Consider the following 23103-nt stretch of genomic DNA (forward strand, 5'->3'; position numbering starts at 1 on the left):
ATGAAATGGTGGATAGGAATTCTCGTTAATGCTCTTTTGTTCCTGGCCTTTTCCGGATATTTTGAAGGCTTTGAAGTTTCAAGTATATGGTCAGCAATCGGAGCTAGTTTCATCTTGTCAATTTTAAATATGCTCGTCCGTCCAGTGTTAATCCTTTTAACCTTACCTGTTACGATCATTTCTCTAGGCTTATTTTTGTTTGTCATTAACGCCTGTACTTTATTAATGACAGATGCACTAATGGGAAGTCATTTCGAAATTTCCGGTTTTGGTCTGGCACTGTTGATTGCCATCATAATGTCCATTGTCAATCTGGTTATCCAAAAAACCGTAGTAGAACCAAGAAAGCAGAAATAGTCAAAAAAGATGATCACTGCCTCATGTATGCAGATGATCATCTTTTTTTTCGACCATTACTGAATAATTACTCTGTAGTTTTAGTAATATAAGAGTCAAAGCCTTTTGCTTTTAGTTCTTTAGCTAGCTTTTCAGCTGAATGGTATTGCGTAAAGGCGCCTGCTTGGACACGATATAATATTTTAGTTGTAGGGATTTCTGTCCATTCCAATCGATAAAATTCTATTAAAGCAGAGAATATCGCTTGGGCACATAATTTACGATAAGCCGTTGTTTGAAGGAGGTCTGCTTCCTCTTTGTTTGTCATAAATCCACATTCTATTAAGACTGCTGTCATTTCCGTTTCTCGCAGTACATGAAAATTGGCTGTTTTCACTCCGCGGTTTTTTCGGCCAGTAGCTTTTATTAATTCATCTTGGATCTTTTTTGCAAGTTCCCATGCTTCACGCGGTTTACTTGGATAAACGTACGTTTCGATACCTTGGGCTGTGTTCCAACCTGTTCCATAGGCGTTAGCATGAATGGAAATATAGCAGTTGGCCTTTAATTTATTAGCCTGATCTGTCCTTGTTTTTAGGGGAATATCCCTTTGGTCTGAATGGACATGAGTGACTGAAATGCCGTTCAAAGTTAATAATTTCTCCGTTAAAAATGCCGCAACACTCGAATTAAATTCGTATTCCCTCATTCCATTTGGACTTTGTTTTCCGGCTGTTTCTGGACCATGTCCAGCATCAATAATAAACTTCATCCGTATCCCTCCTCACCAATGTTTTCATTAGATATATATAGGTAGAAATTGAAAATCGACACCCTGAATCTAATTTCTTATTCACAAAGGTGGAGTTTCGCCTAATTAAAGTGATAAAATAGGAAATTGAAAAGGGAAGAGGTGTGGAGCTAGCCAAGTTTATGATGTATTAATCTTAAAAGCACATTTCTCACCTCAATACCTTCATTGTAAATAAGTATCCGTAATAGTTTTGTGGAAAATCAGCTATGGAATGACTACCTAAACTACAAGGAGTGATCGTTAAGTTGTCTACAGTTCGTACAGAAGATATTATAAAAGAGTTTGATCTTGAATTAATTAGTGGAGAAGAAGGGATTCATAAACCAATTACAACGACAGATATTTCTCGTCCTGCATTGGAATTGGCTGGTTTTTTTAATTATTATCCTGCTGAACGGGTGCAACTACTTGGACGAACTGAAATTGACTTCAGTGGAAGATTGCTCAAAAGTGAAAGAAAAGAGCGGATGGAACTTCTTTGTAATGATGTTACACCGGCAATTGTAATTTCTAGGGGATTGGACATCCCAAAAGAATTAATTGAATCTGCAGAACGAAATAGTGTCCCCCTTATTCGTACTTCTATGAAGACGACACGTTTTTCCAGTAAACTGACAAACTATTTGGAAACTAAACTGGCCCCGACAACGGCCGTTCACGGTGTTCTAGTTGATATTTATGGGGTTGGAGTTCTTATTACGGGCCAAAGTGGCGTTGGTAAAAGTGAAACAGCACTTGCTTTAATAAAACGTGGCCATCAGTTAGTTGCCGATGATTGCGTCGAAATTCGTGAAGTGGAAGAAAATTTATTAGTCGGGTCTGCTCCAGATTTATTGGAACAACTATTGGAAATTCGTGGCTTAGGAATTATTAATGTAATGACTCTTTTTGGCGCTGGTGCAGTTAGGTCAAGGAAGCGAATTACATTGTCGATTCATATGGAAACATGGGATGAAACGAAGCATTATGATCGAGTAGGTCTAGATGAAGAAACGATCAGGATTATTAATACAGAAATTCCAAAATTGACAATTCCCGTTCGACCTGGCCGAAATTTAGCTGTTATTATTGAAGTAGCTGCGATGAATTTTAGATTGAAAAATATGGGTGTTAATGCTGCTCAGCAATTTACAGAGAGACTTGCCCAAGTTATTCAAAGTGGGAATAATGATGATTTACCTATCTAAATTTATTTAAAGGAGAGGAGAGTATGGATATAGAACCGATTAATCCAATAGCCATTAAGCTTGGCCCTATTCCGATTCACTGGTATGGAGTCATTATAGGAGCGGGAATTGCAATCGCTCTAATTTTAGCAACACGTGAATCTAATAGAAGGGGTCTGCCTAAAGATACGTTTACAGATCTGTTGATTTGGGCTATTCCAATTTCCATCATATGTGCACGAATTTATTTTGTTGTTTTCCAATGGGATTATTATTCTCAGCATCCTGAACAAATTATTGCCATTTGGGAAGGCGGAATTGCGATCCACGGTGCATTAATTGGTGCAGTTTTAACAGCTATTGTCTTTGCAAGAAAGAAAGGAATCTCTTTTTGGAAACTTGCGGATATTGCTGCTCCAAGTTTGATTCTTGCGCAAGGGATTGGACGTTGGGGGAATTTTATCAATCAGGAAGCTCATGGGGAAGAAGTAACAAGGGCTTTTCTGGAAAATTTGCATCTCCCGCAGTTTATTATTGACCAGATGTACATAAATGGCGCTTACTATCATCCAACCTTTCTCTATGAATCCATTTGGAACATAATTGGTTTTATTATTTTGATCGTGTTAAGGAGAAGTAGTCTTCGCCGCGGAGAGCTCTTTTTAAGCTATATTATCTGGTATTCGATTGGCCGCTTTTTTATCGAAGGAATGCGAACAGATAGTTTAATGCTGACGGACTTTTTAAGAATGGCACAAGTGATTTCAATCGTACTAATTATCGTTGCTATTATAATTTGGGTATACCGAAGAAAAGTTGGTCTAGCAGATAAAAAATATAAAGAATCATAATCGTCATCTTGGAGGAGCGTAATAGATGAAGAAAATAACGACGCTACTATTTGATTTAGATGGAACACTAATTGATACAAATGATTTAATTACAGCATCTTATTTATATACATTAGAAAAGTATCGGCCTGGGCAATATGGTCCTAAAGATATTCTTCCCTTTATGGGTCCTCCATTACTTGATGTTTTTATGGGTATTGACCCTGAAAAAGCAGAAGAAATGGTGGATGTATATCGAAAGCATAACATTGAACATCATGATATTTTAGTCAAAGAATTTGATGGTGTTTTTGAGACAATTCAATCCTTATATAAAAATGGGTTTAAGTTGGCAATTGTATCGACTAAAAAGCGAGATACTGTTATCAAAGGTCTTAACTTAACGAAATTAATGCCATTTTTTGAATGTATCATTTCTATTGATGAAGTTGACAATCCAAAGCCAGATCCGGAACCATTAAATAAAGCGATGAAACTACTTGATTCAAAACCAGAAGAAACGATGATGATCGGTGACAATTACCACGATATTTTAGGCGGAAAAAATGCAGGGACTTTAACATGCGGTGTTGCTTGGTCTTTAAAGGGGAAAGATTATTTACAAGAATTTAATCCCGATTATATGCTAGACAAAATGTCAGATCTATTGGAGATTGTTGGAGTGAGCGTTCAATGAGGAGGACGGAGCGGTATCCAGTAGAAGGAGTGAACTCGCTCTGGCATGTTTATAAAACTGTACCGTTTTGGAAAGTTGTTAAAAATTTTATCATTATCCAAATTGCTCGTTATACTCCCTTTCTACGTTTGAAAAATTGGATGTATCGTACCTTTCTTCGCATGGAGATAGGGGAGCAAACCTCTTTTGCTTTAATGGTTATGCTTGATGTAATGTTTCCTGAAAAAATCTCAGTTGGGAAAAATACAGTGATTGGCTATAATACTACGATTTTGGCACATGAATATTTGATTAAGGAATATCGTCTTGGTCATGTTCAAATAGGTGACCAAGTGATGATCGGTGCTAACAGTACGATATTGCCAGGGATTAAAATTGGGGAAAATGCGATTGTATCTGCAGGTACTCTTGTTCATAAAGATATTCCAGCCGGAGCATTTGTAGGCGGTAATCCAATGCGGATCATTTATACAAAAGAGGAACTAGCTAAAAGAAGAATGGATGACCCAATATATGGCGAAAATAAAACACTTTCTAAATAGGTGTTTTATTTTTTTAATTTAGGGTATAGTTTGAGGGCAACTTTTGGATTTCTACATAATAATTCATATTACGTTTGAAATTTCCAGGATTCGCTGTGTGTCAACAAGCGAAACGTATGATATACTACAAAAAGCGACATAGGAATTTAGCAACGGAGGATCTCGATGGTAAAAAATCCGAAAGGTAGATTGGATAAAGCAAAAATATTCTCATTTGTTCCAACAGGAGAATATTATTTTAATAGAGGAATTAAGGCATATGATCGTTTCGATATGAAAAAGGCGAAGAAATATTTGCAGAGGGCTTTGGAGCTTGAACCGTTTGAACCTATCATTGCTTGCCAACTAGCTATCGTTCATACTGAGACCGGGGAATATGAGAAATCAAACCAGTTATTACTTCATATTTTAGCAGAGTTGGATGAAGAAATGACAGAATGCCATTATTTTCTAGCCAATAATTTTGCCCATATGGGTATGTTTACAGAAGCATATAAATATGCCGAACTGTATCTCGAACAAGACAAAATGGGAGAATTTACGGAAGAGGCTAAAGAGTTATTGGATTTGATTGGTATTGAAGAAGATGTAAAATTCGATGAGTTAGTTGAGCAGGACGAAATGATCGATAACCTTGAAGCGGCAAAGCAGCTTTTGGAGTCTGGTGATTTTAGCGAAGCAGTGGAACTTCTAGAACAAACAGTAGCAAATTTTCCGGAACTTTGGTCTGCTCGTAATAATCTTGCATTAGCCTATTATTATGAAGGGCAAACTGAAAAAGCCTTTCATATACTTGAAGAAGTCTTGAAAAAAAGTCCAGGCAATCTACATGCACTTTGTAACTTGGCTGTTTTTTTATTTTATGAGGATCAAACTGAACAGCTTGAAGAATTGCTGTCCGCCTTGGATAAAGTCCAGCCTATTCATTTTGAACATCGTTACAAGCTTGGAGCTACTTTTGCCGTTACGGGTAGATATGAGCAGGCATATCAATGGCTTCGACAAATTCAATCCTATGGATATGAGGGAGACGCAGCCTATTATTATTGGCTTACAAAGTCAGCTTATTATACTAATCGTACAAAAGTGGCAGCTGCGGCATGGGAAAAACTTGTTAAAATTAACCCCGAGCAGGCTGTGGTTGAACCTTGGAAGGTTGAATCTAAATACGAAATTTTAGAAGAAAAGAAAACAGCTATCTCTAAATGGATGAGGAGTAAGAAATTAGAGGAAAGACTTTACGCTCTTTTTCTTCTTTCATTAACTCATAAAAAGTGTGAAATCCTTGCCCAACTTAACGTGAATGTTGACCAACTAACACATATTGAGAAAAAATATATAACTTATATTTTTTATCCAGATATAAATAACTTAGTAGATTCTAATAATTACGTATTACAAGCCCATGACATTGCATTCATTTTATATAAACGCAATCAAGATCAAGTGGAGAAGTTTCCAAATTTACTCAATCTCTGGTTTGAACTTTTTGTTCAATTATTAAAAGTTGGAAAAACTTTTAACAACCAAGTGGCAATCGCTGCGGCAACTGAGTATATTTGGTTCCGAGAAAGAGATACTAAAAAAACACAATCAGAGATTTCAACTGAATTTAATATTTCGACTTCCACGCTAAGAAAATATATTCGTCTATTAGACAGTTTAACATGAGCATTTTTATAGACTGTAGCGTCGTTCTTTAATACGATATAAGTATGGAAAAGTTATTCAATGTCCTCGGGAACTTTTGTGTTCTTCGAGGCTTTTATATAGAAGGAGAGTGCAACCATGTCTGAAGACAAAATATATGATGTGATTATCATAGGTGCAGGTCCCGCTGGAATGACAGCAGCTGTTTATACGTCCCGAGCTAACTTATCAACACTTATGATTGAACGGGGTGTCCCTGGGGGGCAAATGGCGAATACGGAAGATGTTGAAAACTATCCTGGCTTTGATTCTATATTAGGTCCAGATTTATCAACGAAGATGTTTGATCATGCGAAGAAATTCGGAGCAGAATATGCTTATGGCGATATTAAAGAAGTTGTAGATGGTGAAGCCTATAAGACGATTAAAGCTGGTAATAAGGAATATAAAGCACGTGCTATTATTATTGCAACTGGTGCTGAATATCGTAAAATCGGAATTCCCGGAGAAGCTGAGTTGACTGGCCGCGGAGTTTCATATTGTGCAGTATGTGATGGTGCTTTCTTTAAAAATAAAGAGTTGGTCGTAATAGGTGGAGGAGACTCAGCAGTCGAGGAAGGAGTTTATTTAACTCGATTTGCAAGCAAAGTGACGATTGTTCACCGCCGTGATGAATTACGTGCTCAGAAGATTCTCCAAGATCGTGCCTTTGCAAATGAAAAAGTTGAATTCATTTGGAATCACACTGTTAAAGAAGTAAATGGAGAGAATGGAAAAGTTGAGTCTGTCACACTCGTTTCAACTGAAAATGGTGAAGAGAGAAATTTCAAAACGGATGGCATGTTTGTATACATCGGAATGGATCCTCTTACTAAACCGTTTGAAAACCTTGGAATTACTAATGCGAATGGTTATATTGAGACAAATGAAAATATGGAAACAAAAATTCCAGGTTTCTTTGCCGCTGGAGATGTTCGTGAAAAGCTGCTCCGTCAAATTGTAACAGCTACAGGCGACGGCAGCATCGCAGCTCAGAGTGCTCAAGGATACATCGAAAACTTAAAAGAAAAGCTAGAAGCGAAATAAAGCAACGAAAAATGAAATTTATACGTCGAAAAACAGGCGCTTCCGCTTTTTATTAATCTAGCTGCAGCGCCTATCGACTAGTAAATTTCTTCGCTTCATCCTACGATAAGTCAACATCGATTCGTCCTGTTAGGACTCATCGTGTTTCCTTTATCTCGTCAGAAGCTGTGAAATTTATACGTCGAAAAACAGGCGCTTCCGCCTTTTATAAAATCGTAACAGGTACTTAATGTGATTGTAACAGTAGTGAAATGATTTTAGGTTACATTATATACATGAGATATTGACCCCCTTTTTATACAATATCCCTTTTTTGAAACGCACAGGCGTGAAGCCTGTGCTATTTTTTTTGTCTATGGATCATAGGGTTATTTAGTTTATTGACAAATAAACATTACAAAATAAAGTGAAACTTCAATCAGTGGGGGTTTTCCTCATCCCCCGCTGATTGTTAGTTGAACCAATCGGGCTTTTACTGGCTGTTGATCCCCCGCTTACAATTCTTGGATTCACCTCGAATTCTTGAAGTGGGGGTCTTACAGCCAGTTAATGCGGGATAAAGCATGTTGGTAAAATGTGAATATAGTTTAACTCTGTTATTTAATAATCGTAAATAGTATAATATAAAGAACAGTTAAAACATGTATCGATAATTATAAATAACAGGAGTGGATTTAATGAACACTGTTGCATCAGATGAGATACAATTGGTGATCATAACCGGAATGTCCGGTGCTGGAAAGACGGTTGCCATCCACAGTTTTGAAGACCTTGGATTCTTTTGTGTCGATAATTTACCGCCTGCTTTAATGCCTAAATTTCTTGAATTGATGAAAGAATCAGGTAATAAAATGAATAAAGTAGCCCTTGTGATGGATCTACGGGGAAGAGAATTTTTTGATACGCTTTTGCGCGTGCTTGATGAACTTTCCGATTCAACATGGGTAACACCGCAAATACTTTTTCTTGATGCGAACGATGATGCGCTTGTACGCAGGTATAAAGAGACGCGTAGATCACATCCGCTTGCGACAGAAGGATTGCCATTAGAGGGGATCAAACGAGAACGAAGCATCCTTGATGAATTGAAAGGGCGAGCCCAATCTATATATAATACATCATTGATGAAGCCGAAAGAATTACGGGAAAAAATCATAGAAGAGTTTTCTATTGATAAGAAACCTATTTTTACGGTGAATGTTATGTCCTTTGGTTTTAAACATGGAATTCCGATTGATGCGGATCTAGTCTTCGATGTACGATTTTTACCGAATCCGCATTATATTGAACATATGAGACTTAGAACTGGGTTGGAGGAAGAGGTTTCAAGTTATGTTCTGAAATGGAACGATACGCAAAAGTTTTTAGCCAAAACGACTGATCTCCTTACATTTATGCTTCCGTTGTACAAACGTGAAGGTAAGAGTCAACTTGTCATTGCGATTGGATGTACAGGTGGTCAACATAGATCAGTTGCCCTTTCAGAATATATTGGTAAATTTTACGAAAATGACTATCGTGTTCATATCACACATAGAGATATTAAGAAGAAAAATATGGGAGCAGTACCTGAGCAATAATTTTTAATGTAAAATTAAGGTGGTTGAAGTGGAGCATTGCATCAGACTGTCTTTTAGGCATCGCTCTACCCCTTTTCCACAGGAAAGAAAGGGTTTTACGACATGACAGATTCAATTAGGCCAAAGATTGCCGTCGTTGGTGGAGGAACAGGTTTACCAGTGCTTTTGCGCGGATTGAAAAAACTACCAATTGATATTTCGGCAATCGTTACTGTCGCTGATGATGGTGGCAGCTCTGGTCGGATTAGAAAAGAAATGGAAATTCCACCACCGGGTGATATAAGAAATGTCATAGCAGCATTATCTGATGAGGAACCTTTAATCATTGAAATGTTCCAGCACCGTTTCAATTCTGACAGCGAACTATCTGGTCATTCTTTAGGAAATCTAATTATTGCTGCTCTTACATCGATAACAGGTAACTTTGTTCAAGCTGTTCAAGAAATGAGCCGAGTTCTGAACGTTCGTGGCATTGTACTACCCGCAGCGAATCAAAGTGTTATTTTACACGCGGAAATGGAAGACGGTTCTATCATTAGCGGAGAATCAAAAATTCCTGAATCCGGGAAAAAGATTAAACGGGTTTACTTAACACCTGATCTTATTGAACCTTTACCCGAGGCTGTCCAAGCTATCCGTGAAGCAGATTTAATTGTGATTGGACCAGGCAGTCTTTATACAAGTATTCTTCCTAATTTGCTTGTACCGGGAATTGGTGCAGAAATTTGTAAAGCAAAAGCAAAGAAAGTTTATATATGTAATATCATGACACAACCAGGGGAAACACTTGGCTTTGCTGCGAGTGATCATGTTTCTGCTTTATATCAGCACATGGGATCACCTTTTATCGATAGCATCCTCGTTAATAATGAGCCAGTACCTTCTGACTTGAAATATCGATATCAAGAGGAACAGGCACGACCTGTAGTCTTTGATATTGATAATTTAGTAAAAATGGGACTTGAAGTTATGGTCGATGAAATTATTAGTTTTGACAAGGGGCTAGTTAGACATGATACAGAGAAATTATCTGATATTCTCTATTCATTAATGATGAATCCCCCTCGTTAAAGGGGCCAACTTATCCCGCAATAATTTGCAGTAATAAAGTTTCACTATATGGAGGTGGCGGGGTTGTCATTTGCCTCAGAAACAAAGAAAGAGCTCACCACTCTTGAATCAAACGAGTGTTGTGTCAAAGCTGAATTATCAGCACTCATTCGAATGAACGGCTCGCTATCTTTTTCAAATCGTTTACTTGTAGTTAACATTCAGACCGAAAATGCAGCGATTGCTCGAAGAATTTATACATTACTAAAAAGACTTTACGATGCTGAAGTAGAATTGTTAGTCAGAAAAAAGATGCGATTGAAGAAGAATAATATTTATATCGTTAGATTGAAGAAAGCAGCAGAATTCATGTTGCGGGACTTGAAAATACTAGGTGAAGGTTTTACCTTTATCCATGATATTGAAGCAGGGTTAATTCAAAAAGATTGTTGTAAGCGGGCTTATTTACGAGGTGCTTTTTTAGCGGGTGGGTCTGTTAACAATCCTGAAACATCATCCTATCATCTTGAAATTTTTTCTTTATATAAGGAGCATAACGATTCTCTTTGTGAATTGATGAATGATTTTTCTTTAAATAGTAAAACGATTGAACGTAAAAATGGATTTATAACTTATTTAAAAGAGGCTGAAAAAGTTGCTGATTTTCTAGGAATTGTTGGTGCACATTCTGCACTTCTCAAATTTGAGGATGTCCGAATTGTTCGCGATATGCGTAACTCTGTTAACCGCCTTGTTAATTGTGAGACAGCTAATTTAAATAAAACAATTGGTGCTGCATTAAGGCAAGTTGAAAATATTCGTTATATCCAGGAAACTGCTGGTTTAGATATACTTCCAGAAAAGCTGCGAGAAATTGCCGTACTTCGGATGGAACATCAAGATCTCACACTTAAAGAATTAGGTGAGATGGTGTCTGGGGGAAATATTAGTAAATCTGGCATTAATCATCGTTTAAGAAAAATTGATGAAATCGCAGAAAAATTACGCAAAGGTGAACAAGCAACACATATAAATAATATGAAGGGGTGAGGGAGAATGGTGGTAAAAGAGGTGGAGGTTAATTTAAAGGCTGGTCTCCAAGCTAGAAATGCAGCTGAATTTGTTCAAGAGGCAAGCCGCTTTTCATCTGAGATTTTTCTAGAAAAGGATGGGAAAAGTGTTAATGCTAAAAGTATCATGGGGTTAATGAGCTTTGCGATTGGTCCAGGTACACTAATTAGAATATCCGCAAAAGGAACAGATGAACAAGAAGCTGTTGAAGCTTTATCAAAGTTAGTTGGAAATTGAATAACTTTTATTGAGAGGGGCTTCCCATTAAGGTAGTAATTACCTTTTTGGGAGGCTCCTTTTTGAGTAATTCTCGAAGTGAAGGGGGGAAATAACTGTCTCAAGTCCCAAAGCCACAAAATTTAAACTAAAGCGGCTATCTCCAGTTTTTTCGATTGAAGGGTTGAATGTTTCTGTTGATTTGTAGCTTTTTAATATAATCGAATCTGACTTTCAATCTAAGTCTTTCCACTTTTCAACCTATTTGTTAAAATGGTATGATCGTAGTTAGATATTTTGAATGATCAGCGAGAAGGAGTATACGATGATAAAAAAATTCTTTTCTTACTATAAACCTCACAAGCGGCTCTTTATAATTGACTTCTCAAGTGCTGTTGTTGTGGCTATTCTGGAGTTGGCCTTTCCAATAGCTGTTCAGTGGTTTATTGACAAACTACTCCCTAGTGGAGAATGGAATACAATAATTACAGTAAGTATTTTATTATTACTTGTCTATGTTTTAAGTACTGTATTACAGTATATTGTTAGTTACTTAGGGCATAAACTAGGAATTAATATAGAAACAGATATGCGTGAACAATTATTTAATCATGTGCAACGGCAATCTTTCCGTTTTTTTGATAATACGAAGACAGGCCATATTATGAGTCGGATTACAAATGATTTATTTGATATCGGTGAGCTTGCCCACCATGGTCCAGAGGATTTCTTCATTGCTATTATGACCTTTGTTGGTGCTTTTGCAATTATGTTTAACATTAATCCTCAGCTCGCGATCGTTACTTGCATTATGGTACCGTTTCTCATTTGGTTAGTAACCTATTGTAATGTGAAAATGAACAATGCCTGGAAAAATATGTATGGCCGCATTGCAGATGTGAATGCCAGAGTAGAAGATAGTGTTTCGGGTGTCAGAGTTGTACAATCTTTTACAAATGAAGAATTTGAAATTAATCGCTTTAAAAAGGATAATGGAAAATTCCGTTTAGCTAAGCTTGTTGCTTATAAAGTGATGGCCGCAACACATTCAAGCATTTATATGATGACGCGCCTTGTAACTTTATTAGTACTTGTTGTCGGTGCGTGGTTCAGTTTTCGAGGGAATCTAACATACGGAGAGCTTGTTAGTTTCGTCTTGTATGTAAATGTCTTAATTAAACCAGTTGATAAAATTAGTGCCCTTTTAGAATTGTATCCAAAAGGGATGGCAGGTTTTAAACGTTTCCTAGAGTTGATTGATCAAGAACCAGAGATTAAGGACAGGCCTAACGCTATGGAAGTAAATAGTTTACTAGGCAATATTGATTTTGAAGACGTCCAATTTCAATATGATGATCATAAACAAGTATTAAATGGAATTAACCTTCACATTCGTGCTGGAGAAACCGTCGCATTCGTTGGTCCCTCTGGTGCAGGGAAAACTACAATTTGCTCGTTGATTCCTCGTTTTTATGATGTGAATCGAGGCGGGATTTCTATTGATGGAATTGATATTCGTGATATGACGAAACATTCCCTTCGTTCGCAAATCGGTATTGTTCAACAAGACGTATTTTTATTTACTGGAACGATTCGAGAAAACATTGCTTATGGAAAACAAGATGCTAGTGATGAAGAAATCTATGAAGCCGCTAGGAAGGCACATCTCGAAGATTTTATTGCTTCTTTACCTGCAGGATATGAAACAGAAATCGGTGAACGTGGTCTGAAGCTTTCAGGAGGACAAAAGCAAAGGCTTGCGATTGCTCGGATGTTTTTGAAAAATCCACCAATCCTTATTTTGGATGAAGCGACATCTGCACTCGATACGGAAACGGAAAAAATCATTCAACAAGCATTGAATGAATTAGCTGTCAATCGGACGACACTAGTGATTGCCCACCGTCTCGCAACGATTCGCGATGCTGACAGAGTGATCGTTGTAACAGAAGACGGGATTGCCGAAGATGGAACATACTCGCAATTAGTTCAGCAAGGCGGGATATTTGCAAGGTTGCACAATATTCAGTTCCAAGAAGCTTAGGAGAGGCTGAATAATCGTAAAGGCCAATTATTTTCTCTGAAAAAAAGGTTCTTCAGAGCGTTAGTAAGACTAACTTCTGAAGAACCGTTTCATTTATATTATTTATTTCCTGTAATTCCTTCGTTGCGTTGAATAATATGGTCGATTAAACCATATTCTTTAGCTTTGTCAGCTGTCATGAAGTTATCACGGTCAGTATCGCGTTGGATAACCTCGATAGGCTGTCCAGTACGTTCCGCAAGAATATTATTTAATTTCTCACGTAAGAAAAGAATCCGCTTAGCCGCGATCTCAATTTCAGTTGCTTGCCCTTGTGCGCCACCTAATGGTTGATGGATCATCACTTCACTGTTCGGTAAAGCAAAACGTTTGCCTTTTGCACCAGCAGCGAGCAAGAAAGCTCCCATAGAAGCAGCCATCCCAATACAAATCGTTTGGACATTCGGTTTAATGAACTGCATCGTGTCATAAATGGCCATTCCAGCAGTAATGCTTCCACCTGGGCTATTAATGTAAATGGAAATATCTTTTTCAGGATTTTCTGCTTCTAAAAATAGAAGCTGTGCAACGATTGAATTCGCAACGTTGTCATCAATCGCACTTCCAAGCATAATAATGCGGTCTTTCAATAACCTGGAATAAATGTCGTAGGCTCGTTCGCCTCGGCTTGTTTGCTCAATAACTGTAGGAATTAAATTCATGTTTTCTCCTCCTCTTTTGAACATAGCATAAATATCTGCAATTTGTAGAAGCAAAGCAATTATGTAGTTTTATCATACAACAATGGTCAATGAAGGTCAAATTATCAGCTTTAGAAAAATCATCGAATATTTTCATGCTAGTATGCATATGGAGAGAAAGCTGTTAACACCTTTAAAATATCATATTATCCAATTCTGCCAAATTTAAACAAATTTGACTTAGAATTAGTATATAAAAAGGGAGTCTATCATATACCGATTCGTTATAAAGTTATTGCTTGCAATTTCCCGAAATATAACTTATAATTTTATATCGTACGATTCTAATTTGCCCTCGTAGTGTAACGGATAACACGTGAGATTCCGGTTCTTAAAATGTGGGTTCGATTCCTGCCGAGGGCGTACATAAACACTATCAAAGACATCTCTTTTCTACATAAGGAGATGTCTTTTTCTGTTTGAAACGAATTTTGTATAGATCAGTTTTTGAAAATGATTATTTTATATTCAGCCCTTCGTTTTGATGTTATAGTAAATATAGATAGGCTGATAGAAAATTACGGAGAAAGACTAGTGTGAAAATATGGTTGGGAGGTTTTTAGATGAAACTTAAAGGCATCATTCCCCCTGTTGTAACATTATTTGATGACAATGATCAAATTGATTTGGAGTTAAACAAGCGGTACTTAGATCATTTAATTGACAGTGGAATTCACGGGCTTTTATTACTCGGAAGTTCAGGTGAGTTTGCTTGCTTAACTTTGAGTGAGAGGAAAAGTTATGTAGAAAGTATGACTAAGCATGTCAACCATCGTGTCCCTGTATTAGTAGGGGTCGGGCATACATCAATGAAAGATGTTTTTGAAATGATTACCTGTGCCGAAGAAGCGGGAGCAGACGGATTACTTATCGTGAATCCTTATTATTGGAGGCTATCAGAGGAACAGTTATATAATTATTATGCCTTAATAGCGGAAAAAACAGATTTACCGATCTTTTTATATAACATACCTCAATATTCAGGGCAGCTTTTGTCTACTGAACTCATGATTAAGTTAGCTGCTGATTATGAAAATATTCAAGGGGTAAAAGAAACGGTAAGTAATATTGGCCATATTGGCGAAGTTATTCGAGAAATGGAAAAAGTGGGCCGTGATTTTACGATATTTTCTGCTTTCGATGATCATTTGCTTCCTGCCCTTATGCTTGGATCAGCAGGCAGTATTAACTCATGTGCCTCATTTGCACCTGAAATTTCGGTTGGACTCTATGAAGCTTATCAAAGGCATGATTATGAACAGGCAGAGCAATTGCACAAGCAGTTATCTTATTTAATGGAATTTTACGAGTATTGCCCAACGAATTTTACATCTATCAAGGAAGCTGTTCATCAAAGGTGGTTTTCTTCTGTTCAAGCCAACCATCGAGCGCCTTTTAATGCAATTCCGACTAATTTAAAAGGGAAGATGACAAAGCTTTTAATGGACATAAATCTATTAAAGTAACTATATTATAACGGGATCTGCTTTTTTATTTACCTCCGTATGTGAAAATAATCACAAATGTATCAGCTGTCTAAAAAATAGGGGAGGCACTTCTTTATGATAAGGGGGTGCCTTTCACAATGAGAAACTGTGTATGTTATTATATAATTGTATTAAATAGAAGAGGTTGATGACTATGAAGAAGATTATTTTCTATACAAGAAATCAATGTGAGCTTTGCTTAGACGCCAAAAACCTGCTGATTTTGTTGCAAAGTGAATACTCCTTTCAAATCGACGAGCGGGATATCGAAACAAATGACGAGTGGATTGAAAAATATGGACTAATCATTCCTGTTATAGAACTAAATGGAGAAATTATTCAATCTGGAATAATCGACATGTTAGATTTAGAAAAAAGCTTAAAACAACGTTGATTCGTAAGTACTATAGTGATAAAATAACTGTAGTGCTTATTTTTTTTATCTCGAATGGGACGTTTAATGTCTTGGTGGGACCTGTGGTGACCTGAGGTAAAAATTGCTTGATAAGCGCTAGAATGCTAGAATTTAGTTAAACCACTGCTAATTTTTTTATCTGTGATGGGACATAATACGTCTATACGGGACGTATGGCGACCTAAGGAACAAAGGAGCAAAACAATGCACACATTTTTTAAAGTTCAATCTCAAATTGTGCCCGATATGCTTTCTGTTATGCAGAAACGCTATCAAATACTTCGCTCCATCAGTTTAACAGAACCCGTTGGACGTCGCACACTTGCTGATATGCTCGGTATGACAGAACGAGTACTTAGAAGTGAAGCTGAAGTTTTAAAATCCCTTCAACTGATTGAAGTTAAAACTGCTGGTATGGCAGTGACAGCAAAGGGTCAAGAGCTTTTGCTTGAACTGGAAGATATGATGAGGGAAATTTCGGGTATTCGCCAACTTGAACAAGAGTTAAGAAAGCGACTTGGGATAAAAAAAGTGGTTATAGTACCTGGTGACAGTGATGAATCCTTGATTGTAAAAGAAGAAATAGGCAAGGCTTGTGCAGAAATGTTGAGTCAGTGCTTTGAAAAGGATAGTATCATAGCTGTTACGGGTGGTACAACGATGGCCTGTGCCGCAGAAATGCTTACGAAAGAAATGGGCCAAGGAAAAAGATTGCTTTTTGTTCCTGCACGTGGAGGTATTGGTGAAGACGTGAAAAACCAGGCCAATGTCATTTGTGCAACGATGGCCGAAAAAACGAAAGGAACTCATCGAGTTTTATATGTTCCAGATCAGGTTAGTCAAGCAGTTCATGATTCTCTTTTAAAGGAGCCGACGATTATCGAAGTCTTGAATAAAATTAAATCGGCAACTATTGTTCTTCATGGTATTGGGGATGCTATCACTATGGCGAAAAGACGGGGCGCAAACCCAGAAACGATGAAAAAAATTTTAGAAAAAAAAGCAGTGGGCGAAGCTTTTGGTTATTATTTTAATGAAAATGGGGAAATAGTACATAAAGTACCCACTATTGGATTACAAGTTTCTGATCTGTATGACAAACCATTTGTCATTGCAGCAGCTGGTGGAAACTCAAAGTCAAAAGCTATTAAGTCTTATTTTGAAACAGCGCCAGACTCAACGATCCTTATAACGGATGAAGGCGCAGCAAAAATGATTTTAAAAGGGTCATCTCACTAAAGATGCATCCTTTTAAAGATATATATTAAAACTAATTTTGCAAGATACTAAGGAGGAAATGAACATGGCAGTAAAAGTTGGTATTAATGGTTTCGGCCGTATTGGAAGAAACGTATTTCGTGCAGCACTTAATAATCCTGAAGTAGAAATAGTTGCGGTTAATGACTTAACAGATGCTAACATGCTTGCGCATCTACTACAATACGATAGCGTTCATGGCACACTATCAGAAAAAGTTTCTGTAGACGGCGATACAATTGTTGTCGGCGATCATCGTGTGAAAGTTTTGGCTGAACGCGACCCTGCTCAACTTGGATGGGGAGATCTTGGCGTAGACGTAGTTGTTGAATCTACTGGCCGTTTCACAAAACGTGAGGATGCTGCAAAACACATTGATGCAGGTGCTAAGAAAGTAATCATTTCTGCTCCAGCAAATGGTGAAGATATTACAATCGTTATGGGTGTTAACGAAGATAAATATGATGCAGCTAACCATCATGTACTATCCAATGCATCTTGTACAACAAACTGTCTAGCTCCTTTCGCGAAAGTATTGAATGATAAATTTGGTATTGTTCGTGGAATGATGACAACTGTTCACTCTTATACAAACGACCAACAAATCTTGGATCTTCCACATAAAGATTATCGTCGTGCTCGTGCAGCTGCTGAAAACATTATCCCTACATCTACTGGTGCAGCAAAAGCAGTTGCCCTCGTTCTTCCTGAGTTAAAAGGAAAACTAAACGGTATGGCAATGCGTGTTCCTACACCAAACGTATCCGTTGTTGACCTTGTTGCTGAACTTGGTAAAGAAGTTACAGTTGAAGAAGTTAACGCTGCTTTCAAAGAAGCTGCTGAAGGTGAATTGAAAGGAATTCTTGCTTATACAGAAGAACCACTAGTATCTACAGATTACAACGGTGATACTCATTCTTCTACTATTGATGCACTTTCCACAATGGTAATGGAAGGTAACATGGTAAAAGTTCTTTCTTGGTATGATAACGAAATCGGTTATTCTAACCGTGTTGTTGACCTTGCAGCATATATTGCAAAACAAGGTTTGTAATCTTATTTAAATCTCTGGCTTATATAAGTCCAGCACGATGAACCCGATTGGGGGAGTGGGCATACGCCCCTTCCCTTTAACTATTTAGGGAGGTTATACCATGGAAAAGAAGTCGATTAAAGATCTTGCCGTCAAAGGAAAACGTGTTTTTTGCCGAGTTGATTTCAACGTCCCGATGGCGGATGGGAAAGTAACCGATGATACACGTATTCGCGCTGCATTACCGACCATTCAATATTTAACTGAACAAGGTGCTATTGTAATGTTAGCAAGCCACCTTGGCAGACCTAAAGGGGAAGTTAAAGAAGAATTAAGACTTACACCAGTAGCTAAGCGTCTTGGTGAATTGCTAGGAAAAGAAGTACATAAAGCTGATGATGCTTACGGAGAAACAGTGAAAAAGCAAATCGCTGAACTTCATGAAGGAGATGTGATCCTCCTTGAAAATGTGCGTTTCTATCCTGGGGAAGAAAAAAATGATCCTGAATTAGCAAAAGCATTTGCTGAATTAGCGGACCTTTATGTTAATGATGCTTTCGGAGCGGCTCATCGTGCTCATGCTTCTACGGAGGGAATTGCTAACTATTTGCCATCAGCAGCCGGATTGTTAATGGAAAAAGAGCTTTCTGTACTAGGAAAAGCACTATCGAATCCTGAACGCCCATTTACAGCGATAATTGGCGGTGCCAAAGTAAAAGATAAAATTGGTGTCATCGAAAATCTATTAGATAAAGTTGATAATCTAATTATCGGTGGTGGACTAGCTTATACATTTGTAAAATCTATGGGTTATGAAGTTGGAAAGTCTTTACTTGAGGAAGATAAAATCGATCTCGCTCGTTCTTTTATGGACAAAGCAAAAGAAAAGGGCGTCAACTTTTATATGCCTGAAGATGTAGTAGTTGCCGATGATTTCTCTGAAACAGCGAACAAAGAAGTTGTTTCAATTCAAGAAATACCTGCAGATTGGGAAGCTTTGGATATCGGACCAAAAACAGCAGAAACGTATAGAAAAGTTATTCAAGATTCTAAATTAGTTATCTGGAATGGACCGATGGGCGTTTTTGAAATGGATGCCTTTGCCAAGGGAACGAAAGCCGTTGCCGATGCTTTAGCAGAAGCTAAAGATACATACTCTGTTATTGGTGGTGGAGACTCCGCGGCTGCAGTTGAGAAATTTGGTTTAGCTGATCAAATGAGTCATATTTCAACAGGTGGAGGAGCTTCCCTAGAGTTTATGGAGGGTAAAGTATTACCTGGCGTTGCGGCTCTTGATGATAAATAGTAAGATACGAATAGTAGCACAATTTGGCATTTAAGGAAGTATTTTGTACTTCTTTTATGGAACTGTGCCTTTTTAAGGAAAGGATGGTTTGTTTAATGCGTAAACCAATTATTGCTGGAAACTGGAAAATGAACAAAACACTTCAGGAAGCCGTTAGTTTTGCGAATGAAGTAAAAGACCGTGTACCTGCAGTGGATCAAGTAGACTCCGTCATTTGCGCACCAGCGCTATTTTTAGACAAATTAGTTCAAACTGTAAAAAATAGTGATGTCAAAATTGGTGCACAAAATATGCACTTTGAAGAAAGTGGAGCTTTTACTGGTGAAATAAGCCCAGTAGCACTAAATGATATTGGAGTTTCCTATGTGATTCTTGGACATTCTGAGCGTAGAGAAATGTTCAATGAAACAGATGAAGCTGTTAATAAAAAGGCACATTCAGCTTTTGAACATCAACTAGTTCCAATTATTTGTGTTGGTGAAACTCTTGAACAAAGAGAAAATAACGAAACTTTTGACTTAGTTGAAAATCAAGTCAAGCAAGCATTGCAAGGCTTATCTGAGGATCAAGTGAAGCAATCAATCATTGCATACGAACCAATTTGGGCGATTGGAACAGGAAAATCGTCAACTTCAGAAGATGCGAATGAAGTGTGTGCTCATATTCGTCAAGTAGTAGAGAAAAACGTTTCAGCTGATGCAGCAGCAGCTATTCGTATTCAGTATGGCGGAAGCGTAAAACCTGAAAATATTGCAGAATATATGCAACAACCAGATATTGATGGAGCGTTAGTTGGTGGTGCAAGCTTAGAAGCAGCATCATTTTTACAACTATTGGAGGCGTCAAGCAATGAGTAAGCAAGCACCTGTAGCACTGATTATTCTCGATGGTTTCGGTTTGCGTGGCGAAACGAAAGGGAATGCAGTCGCTCATGCGAAAAAGCCTAATTTTGACAGATACTGGAACACATACCCGCATAATCAATTGACAGCTAGTGGTGAAGCAGTTGGCTTGCCACAAGGTCAGATGGGAAATTCTGAAGTAGGTCATTTGAATATTGGTGCGGGTCGCATTGTATACCAAAGCTTAACCCGTGTGAATGTTGCGATTAGAAATGGAGAGTTTTTCGAAAATGATACTTTCCAACAAGCAATAGATCACGCGAAAAAGACGGGTAAAAAGTTACATTTAATGGGGCTTTTATCTGACGGTGGTGTTCATAGCCATATCAATCATCTATTTGCTTTGCTCAAACTTGCAGCAGATCAGGGTGTAAAGGATGTATATGTGCACGGCATCCTTGATGGACGTGATGTTGGCCCTCAAACTGCTGAAGGTTATATAAAAGCAACACAAGAGAAAATGAATGAATATGGCGTAGGGCAGTTTGCAACGATTTCCGGACGTTTTTATTCAATGGATCGTGATAAACGATGGGATCGCGTTGAAAAATCTTATCGTGCTATGGCATTTGGTGAGGGGCCATCCTATGTCAATCCGTTGGATATGCTAAAAGATTCCTATGAGCATAAAATTTATGATGAATTCGTCATTCCTTCTGTTATGACAGATGCAGCAGGCAAGCCAGTTGCTACGATAGATGATGAGGATTCTGTAATATTCTATAATTTCCGACCTGATCGTGCTATCCAAATTTCTAACGTTTTTACAAATGAAGAGTTTTCTGGATTTGACCGCGGTGACGACCGTCCGAAAAATCTTGATTTCGTTTGTATGACACACTTTTCGGAAACGGTAAAAGGATACGTAGCCTTTAAACCAACTAATTTGGACAAGACGATAGGTGAAGTAATTTCTGATAATGGAATGACTCAGCTAAGAATTGCTGAAACTGAGAAATATCCGCACGTCACTTTCTTTATGAGTGGTGGACGAGAAGAAACATTCCCTGGTGAAGAGCGAATTTTGATTAATTCTCCAAAGGTGGCCACCTATGACTTGAAACCAGAAATGAGTGCTTATGAAGTAACGGATGCACTTCTCGATGCCATTAACGCAGAAAAGTTTGATGCAATCATTTTGAATTTCGCAAACCCTGACATGGTTGGGCACTCCGGAATGTTAGAACCAACAGTGAAAGCTATTGAAACAGTTGACGAATGCTTAGGCAAAATAGTCGATTTGATCGTAGAAAAAGGTGGAAAAGCGATCATTACTGCTGATCACGGAAATTCGGATGAAGTTATTACGTTAGAGGGCAATCCAATGACGGCCCATACAACTAACCCAGTTCCAGTAATTGTTACGGAAAAAGGTATCACAGTACGAGATGGCGGTATCCTAGCCGATTTGGCTCCAACGATGCTTGATTTATTAGGTGTTGAAAAGCCAGAAGAAATGACAGGAAATACTTTGATTAATCGTTAAGCATAATAAAGATGTTCAATTAAAAAAATTATTTTGAGGAGAGATTATTCATGCCATTCATTACACAAGTGTACGCACGTGAAGTATTGGATTCCCGCGGTAACCCAACGATCGAAGTTGAAGTGTATACAGAATCAGGCGCTTTTGGCCGTGCTTTAGTTCCAAGTGGAGCTTCAACTGGAGAATATGAAGCTGTAGAGCTTCGCGATGGTGATAAAAGCCGTTACCTTGGAAAAGGTGTTGAAAAAGCGGTTAATAACGTCAATGACATCATTGCAGAAGAAATTATTGGTTTTGATGTAACAGATCAAGTGGGCATCGACCAAACGATGATTGAATTAGATGGAACAGAAAACAAAGGTAAACTAGGAGCTAACGCTATTCTTGGTGTATCCATGGCTGTTGCACGTGCTGCTGCAGATTTCCTTGGATTAGAATTATACCAATATCTTGGTGGCTTCAACGCGAAACAACTACCAGTTCCAATGATGAACATCTTAAATGGTGGGGAACATGCTGACAACAATGTAGATATTCAAGAGTTCATGGTTATGCCTGTTGGTGCTCCTAACTTTAAAGAAGCTCTTCGTATGGGAGCAGAAATTTTCCATAGCCTAAAATCTGTATTGAAAGAAAAAGGCTATAACACTGGAGTTGGTGACGAAGGCGGCTTCGCTCCGAACTTGAAATCTAACGAGGAAGCTCTTCAAACAATTATGGAAGCCATCGAAAAAGCTGGTTACAAACCAGGTGAAGAAGTAAAACTAGCAATGGACGTAGCTTCTTCTGAAATGTATGAAGATGGTAAATACAACCTTAAAGGCGAAGGCATCGTTCGTACTTCTGAAGAAATGGTTGATTGGTACGAAGAAATGGTTAACAAATATCCAATCGTATCAATTGAAGATGGACTAGATGAAAACGACTGGGAAGGACATAAACTTCTTACAGATCGCATCGGTAAAAAAGTCCAACTTGTTGGGGATGACCTTTTCGTAACAAACACGAAAAAACTAGCTCGTGGTATTGAAGAAGGCGTTGGAAACTCAATCTTAATTAAAGTTAACCAAATCGGTACTTTAACAGAAACATTTGACGCAATCGAAATGGCAAAACGCGCAGGCTACACAGCTGTTATTTCCCACCGTTCTGGTGAAACAGAAGACAGCACAATTGCAGATATTGCTGTTGCAACAAACGCTGGCCAAATCAAAACAGGTGCACCATCTCGTACAGACCGTGTTGCAAAATACAACCAATTGCTTCGTATCGAAGATCAATTGGCAGAAACTGCACAATACTTGGGTGCTAAGACGTTCTATAATATAAAATAAATAATGGATTAGCTGGGTATCCCGGGGCAGATTTTGACCTAGGGATACCCTTTTTATTTAA

22 protein-coding genes and 1 tRNA gene are annotated in these 23103 nt (G+C 38.0%); 21 read left to right on the forward strand and 2 right to left on the reverse strand.

Annotated elements, in window-relative coordinates; all coding sequences use genetic code 11:
• Window positions 1–357 carry a phage holin family protein gene (locus tag BN1243_RS18130; protein WP_062109186.1) on the forward strand — a complete coding sequence of 119 codons (357 nt, stop codon included), beginning with the start codon at window positions 1–3 and terminating at the stop codon, window positions 355–357.
• A gap of 67 nt (window positions 358–424) precedes the next feature.
• Here the strand turns inward: BN1243_RS18130 and BN1243_RS18135 are convergent, their stop codons facing one another.
• Window positions 425–1108, reverse strand: coding sequence for an N-acetylmuramoyl-L-alanine amidase (locus BN1243_RS18135; protein WP_062109187.1), 684 nt, complete (start codon window positions 1106–1108; stop codon window positions 425–427).
• Between the two features lie 287 nt (window positions 1109–1395).
• Here BN1243_RS18135 and hprK point away from each other — a divergent pair, with 287 nt between their 5' ends.
• From hprK to BN1243_RS18190, 11 genes are all read left to right on the forward strand, one after another.
• Window positions 1396–2337 carry an HPr(Ser) kinase/phosphatase gene (gene hprK, locus BN1243_RS18140; RefSeq protein WP_062109188.1) on the forward strand — a complete coding sequence of 314 codons (942 nt, stop codon included), beginning with the start codon at window positions 1396–1398 and terminating at the stop codon, window positions 2335–2337.
• 23 nt (window positions 2338–2360) lie between these two features.
• Window positions 2361–3167, forward strand: coding sequence for a prolipoprotein diacylglyceryl transferase (gene lgt, locus BN1243_RS18145; protein WP_062109190.1), 807 nt, complete (start codon window positions 2361–2363; stop codon window positions 3165–3167).
• A gap of 25 nt (window positions 3168–3192) precedes the next feature.
• The gene (gene ppaX / locus BN1243_RS18150; protein WP_062109192.1) at window positions 3193–3843 is read left to right on the forward strand and encodes a pyrophosphatase PpaX; all 651 of its coding nucleotides are present in this window, start codon (window positions 3193–3195) and stop codon (window positions 3841–3843) included.
• Window positions 3840–4385, forward strand: a complete 546-nt coding sequence (locus BN1243_RS18155) for an acyltransferase (protein ID WP_062109194.1) — start codon at window positions 3840–3842, stop codon at window positions 4383–4385. Before ppaX ends, BN1243_RS18155 begins: the two co-directional genes overlap by 4 nt.
• A 165-nt stretch (window positions 4386–4550) precedes the next feature.
• A complete protein-coding gene (locus tag BN1243_RS18160) occupies window positions 4551–6056 on the forward strand; it encodes a tetratricopeptide repeat protein (RefSeq protein ID WP_062109196.1) in 1506 nt (501 codons plus the stop codon).
• A 117-nt stretch (window positions 6057–6173) separates the two neighbouring features.
• Window positions 6174–7121: a thioredoxin-disulfide reductase gene (gene trxB / locus BN1243_RS18165; RefSeq protein ID WP_062109198.1), complete on the forward strand. Its 948-nt coding sequence runs from the start codon at window positions 6174–6176 to the stop codon at window positions 7119–7121.
• 677 nt (window positions 7122–7798) lie between these two features.
• On the forward strand, window positions 7799–8701 hold the full coding sequence (gene rapZ / locus BN1243_RS18170; RefSeq protein ID WP_062109200.1) for an RNase adapter RapZ: 903 nt from the start codon (window positions 7799–7801) through the stop codon (window positions 8699–8701).
• Between the two features lie 102 nt (window positions 8702–8803).
• Complete coding sequence (locus BN1243_RS18175; RefSeq protein ID WP_062109202.1) at window positions 8804–9772, forward strand: gluconeogenesis factor YvcK family protein; 969 nt, start codon at window positions 8804–8806, stop codon at window positions 9770–9772.
• Between the two features lie 63 nt (window positions 9773–9835).
• Complete coding sequence (gene whiA, locus BN1243_RS18180; RefSeq protein WP_062109204.1) at window positions 9836–10801, forward strand: DNA-binding protein WhiA; 966 nt, start codon at window positions 9836–9838, stop codon at window positions 10799–10801.
• Between the two features lie 6 nt (window positions 10802–10807).
• Window positions 10808–11059 carry an HPr family phosphocarrier protein gene (locus BN1243_RS18185; RefSeq protein ID WP_062109206.1) on the forward strand — a complete coding sequence of 84 codons (252 nt, stop codon included), beginning with the start codon at window positions 10808–10810 and terminating at the stop codon, window positions 11057–11059.
• 304 nt (window positions 11060–11363) lie between these two features.
• Window positions 11364–13082 (forward strand): ABC transporter ATP-binding protein, encoded by a 1719-nt coding sequence (locus BN1243_RS18190; RefSeq protein ID WP_062109208.1) that lies wholly within the window; start codon window positions 11364–11366, stop codon window positions 13080–13082.
• 98 nt (window positions 13083–13180) lie between these two features.
• Here BN1243_RS18190 and clpP read toward each other — a convergent pair whose 3' ends face one another.
• Window positions 13181–13783, reverse strand: a complete 603-nt coding sequence (gene clpP, locus BN1243_RS18195; RefSeq protein WP_062109211.1) for an ATP-dependent Clp endopeptidase proteolytic subunit ClpP — start codon at window positions 13781–13783, stop codon at window positions 13181–13183.
• Window positions 13784–14113: 330 nt separating this feature from the next.
• Between clpP and BN1243_RS18200 the strand changes: the two genes are divergently transcribed.
• The 9 genes from BN1243_RS18200 (at window position 14114) to eno (ending at window position 23042) form a co-directional block, all read left to right on the forward strand.
• A tRNA-Arg gene (locus BN1243_RS18200) sits at window positions 14114–14185 on the forward strand.
• A 200-nt stretch (window positions 14186–14385) separates the two neighbouring features.
• Window positions 14386–15288, forward strand: a complete 903-nt coding sequence (locus BN1243_RS18205) for a dihydrodipicolinate synthase family protein (RefSeq protein WP_062109213.1) — start codon at window positions 14386–14388, stop codon at window positions 15286–15288.
• Between the two features lie 175 nt (window positions 15289–15463).
• The gene (locus BN1243_RS18210; protein WP_062109215.1) at window positions 15464–15703 is read left to right on the forward strand and encodes a glutaredoxin family protein; all 240 of its coding nucleotides are present in this window, start codon (window positions 15464–15466) and stop codon (window positions 15701–15703) included.
• A gap of 225 nt (window positions 15704–15928) precedes the next feature.
• Window positions 15929–16963, forward strand: coding sequence for a sugar-binding transcriptional regulator (locus tag BN1243_RS18215; protein ID WP_062109222.1), 1035 nt, complete (start codon window positions 15929–15931; stop codon window positions 16961–16963).
• Between the two features lie 64 nt (window positions 16964–17027).
• Complete coding sequence (gene gap / locus BN1243_RS18220; protein ID WP_062109224.1) at window positions 17028–18035, forward strand: type I glyceraldehyde-3-phosphate dehydrogenase; 1008 nt, start codon at window positions 17028–17030, stop codon at window positions 18033–18035.
• Window positions 18036–18135: 100 nt separating this feature from the next.
• Window positions 18136–19320, forward strand: coding sequence for a phosphoglycerate kinase (locus tag BN1243_RS18225; protein ID WP_062109226.1), 1185 nt, complete (start codon window positions 18136–18138; stop codon window positions 19318–19320).
• A 95-nt stretch (window positions 19321–19415) separates the two neighbouring features.
• Entirely contained in the window at window positions 19416–20177 is a 762-nt protein-coding gene (gene tpiA, locus BN1243_RS18230; RefSeq protein WP_062109228.1) for a triose-phosphate isomerase, read from the forward strand.
• The gene (gpmI, locus tag BN1243_RS18235; RefSeq protein ID WP_062109230.1) at window positions 20170–21708 is read left to right on the forward strand and encodes a 2,3-bisphosphoglycerate-independent phosphoglycerate mutase; all 1539 of its coding nucleotides are present in this window, start codon (window positions 20170–20172) and stop codon (window positions 21706–21708) included. The genes tpiA and gpmI overlap by 8 nt, the downstream gene beginning before the upstream one ends.
• A gap of 50 nt (window positions 21709–21758) precedes the next feature.
• Window positions 21759–23042 carry a phosphopyruvate hydratase gene (gene eno, locus BN1243_RS18240; RefSeq protein WP_062109232.1) on the forward strand — a complete coding sequence of 428 codons (1284 nt, stop codon included), beginning with the start codon at window positions 21759–21761 and terminating at the stop codon, window positions 23040–23042.
• Window positions 23043–23103 lie beyond the last annotated feature (61 nt).

The organism is Bacillus niameyensis (genome assembly GCF_001375535.1).
Lineage (GTDB): Bacteria > Bacillota > Bacilli > Bacillales > Bacillaceae_C > Lederbergia > Lederbergia niameyensis.

Coding starts and splice junctions, on each gene's coding strand:
- BN1243_RS18130 (WP_062109186.1), top strand. CDS start 1: ATGAAATGGTGGATAGGAATTCTCGTTAATGCTCTTTTGTTCCTGGCC.
- BN1243_RS18135 (WP_062109187.1), bottom strand. CDS start 1,108: ATGAAGTTTATTATTGATGCTGGACATGGTCCAGAAACAGCCGGAAAA.
- lgt (WP_062109190.1), top strand. CDS start 2,361: ATGGATATAGAACCGATTAATCCAATAGCCATTAAGCTTGGCCCTATT.
- ppaX (WP_062109192.1), top strand. CDS start 3,193: ATGAAGAAAATAACGACGCTACTATTTGATTTAGATGGAACACTAATT.
- BN1243_RS18155 (WP_062109194.1), top strand. CDS start 3,840: ATGAGGAGGACGGAGCGGTATCCAGTAGAAGGAGTGAACTCGCTCTGG.
- BN1243_RS18160 (WP_062109196.1), top strand. CDS start 4,551: ATGGTAAAAAATCCGAAAGGTAGATTGGATAAAGCAAAAATATTCTCA.
- trxB (WP_062109198.1), top strand. CDS start 6,174: ATGTCTGAAGACAAAATATATGATGTGATTATCATAGGTGCAGGTCCC.
- rapZ (WP_062109200.1), top strand. CDS start 7,799: ATGAACACTGTTGCATCAGATGAGATACAATTGGTGATCATAACCGGA.
- BN1243_RS18175 (WP_062109202.1), top strand. CDS start 8,804: ATGACAGATTCAATTAGGCCAAAGATTGCCGTCGTTGGTGGAGGAACA.
- BN1243_RS18185 (WP_062109206.1), top strand. CDS start 10,808: ATGGTGGTAAAAGAGGTGGAGGTTAATTTAAAGGCTGGTCTCCAAGCT.
- BN1243_RS18190 (WP_062109208.1), top strand. CDS start 11,364: ATGATAAAAAAATTCTTTTCTTACTATAAACCTCACAAGCGGCTCTTT.
- clpP (WP_062109211.1), bottom strand. CDS start 13,783: ATGAATTTAATTCCTACAGTTATTGAGCAAACAAGCCGAGGCGAACGA.
- BN1243_RS18205 (WP_062109213.1), top strand. CDS start 14,386: ATGAAACTTAAAGGCATCATTCCCCCTGTTGTAACATTATTTGATGAC.
- BN1243_RS18210 (WP_062109215.1), top strand. CDS start 15,464: ATGAAGAAGATTATTTTCTATACAAGAAATCAATGTGAGCTTTGCTTA.
- BN1243_RS18215 (WP_062109222.1), top strand. CDS start 15,929: ATGCACACATTTTTTAAAGTTCAATCTCAAATTGTGCCCGATATGCTT.
- gap (WP_062109224.1), top strand. CDS start 17,028: ATGGCAGTAAAAGTTGGTATTAATGGTTTCGGCCGTATTGGAAGAAAC.
- BN1243_RS18225 (WP_062109226.1), top strand. CDS start 18,136: ATGGAAAAGAAGTCGATTAAAGATCTTGCCGTCAAAGGAAAACGTGTT.
- tpiA (WP_062109228.1), top strand. CDS start 19,416: ATGCGTAAACCAATTATTGCTGGAAACTGGAAAATGAACAAAACACTT.
- gpmI (WP_062109230.1), top strand. CDS start 20,170: ATGAGTAAGCAAGCACCTGTAGCACTGATTATTCTCGATGGTTTCGGT.
- eno (WP_062109232.1), top strand. CDS start 21,759: ATGCCATTCATTACACAAGTGTACGCACGTGAAGTATTGGATTCCCGC.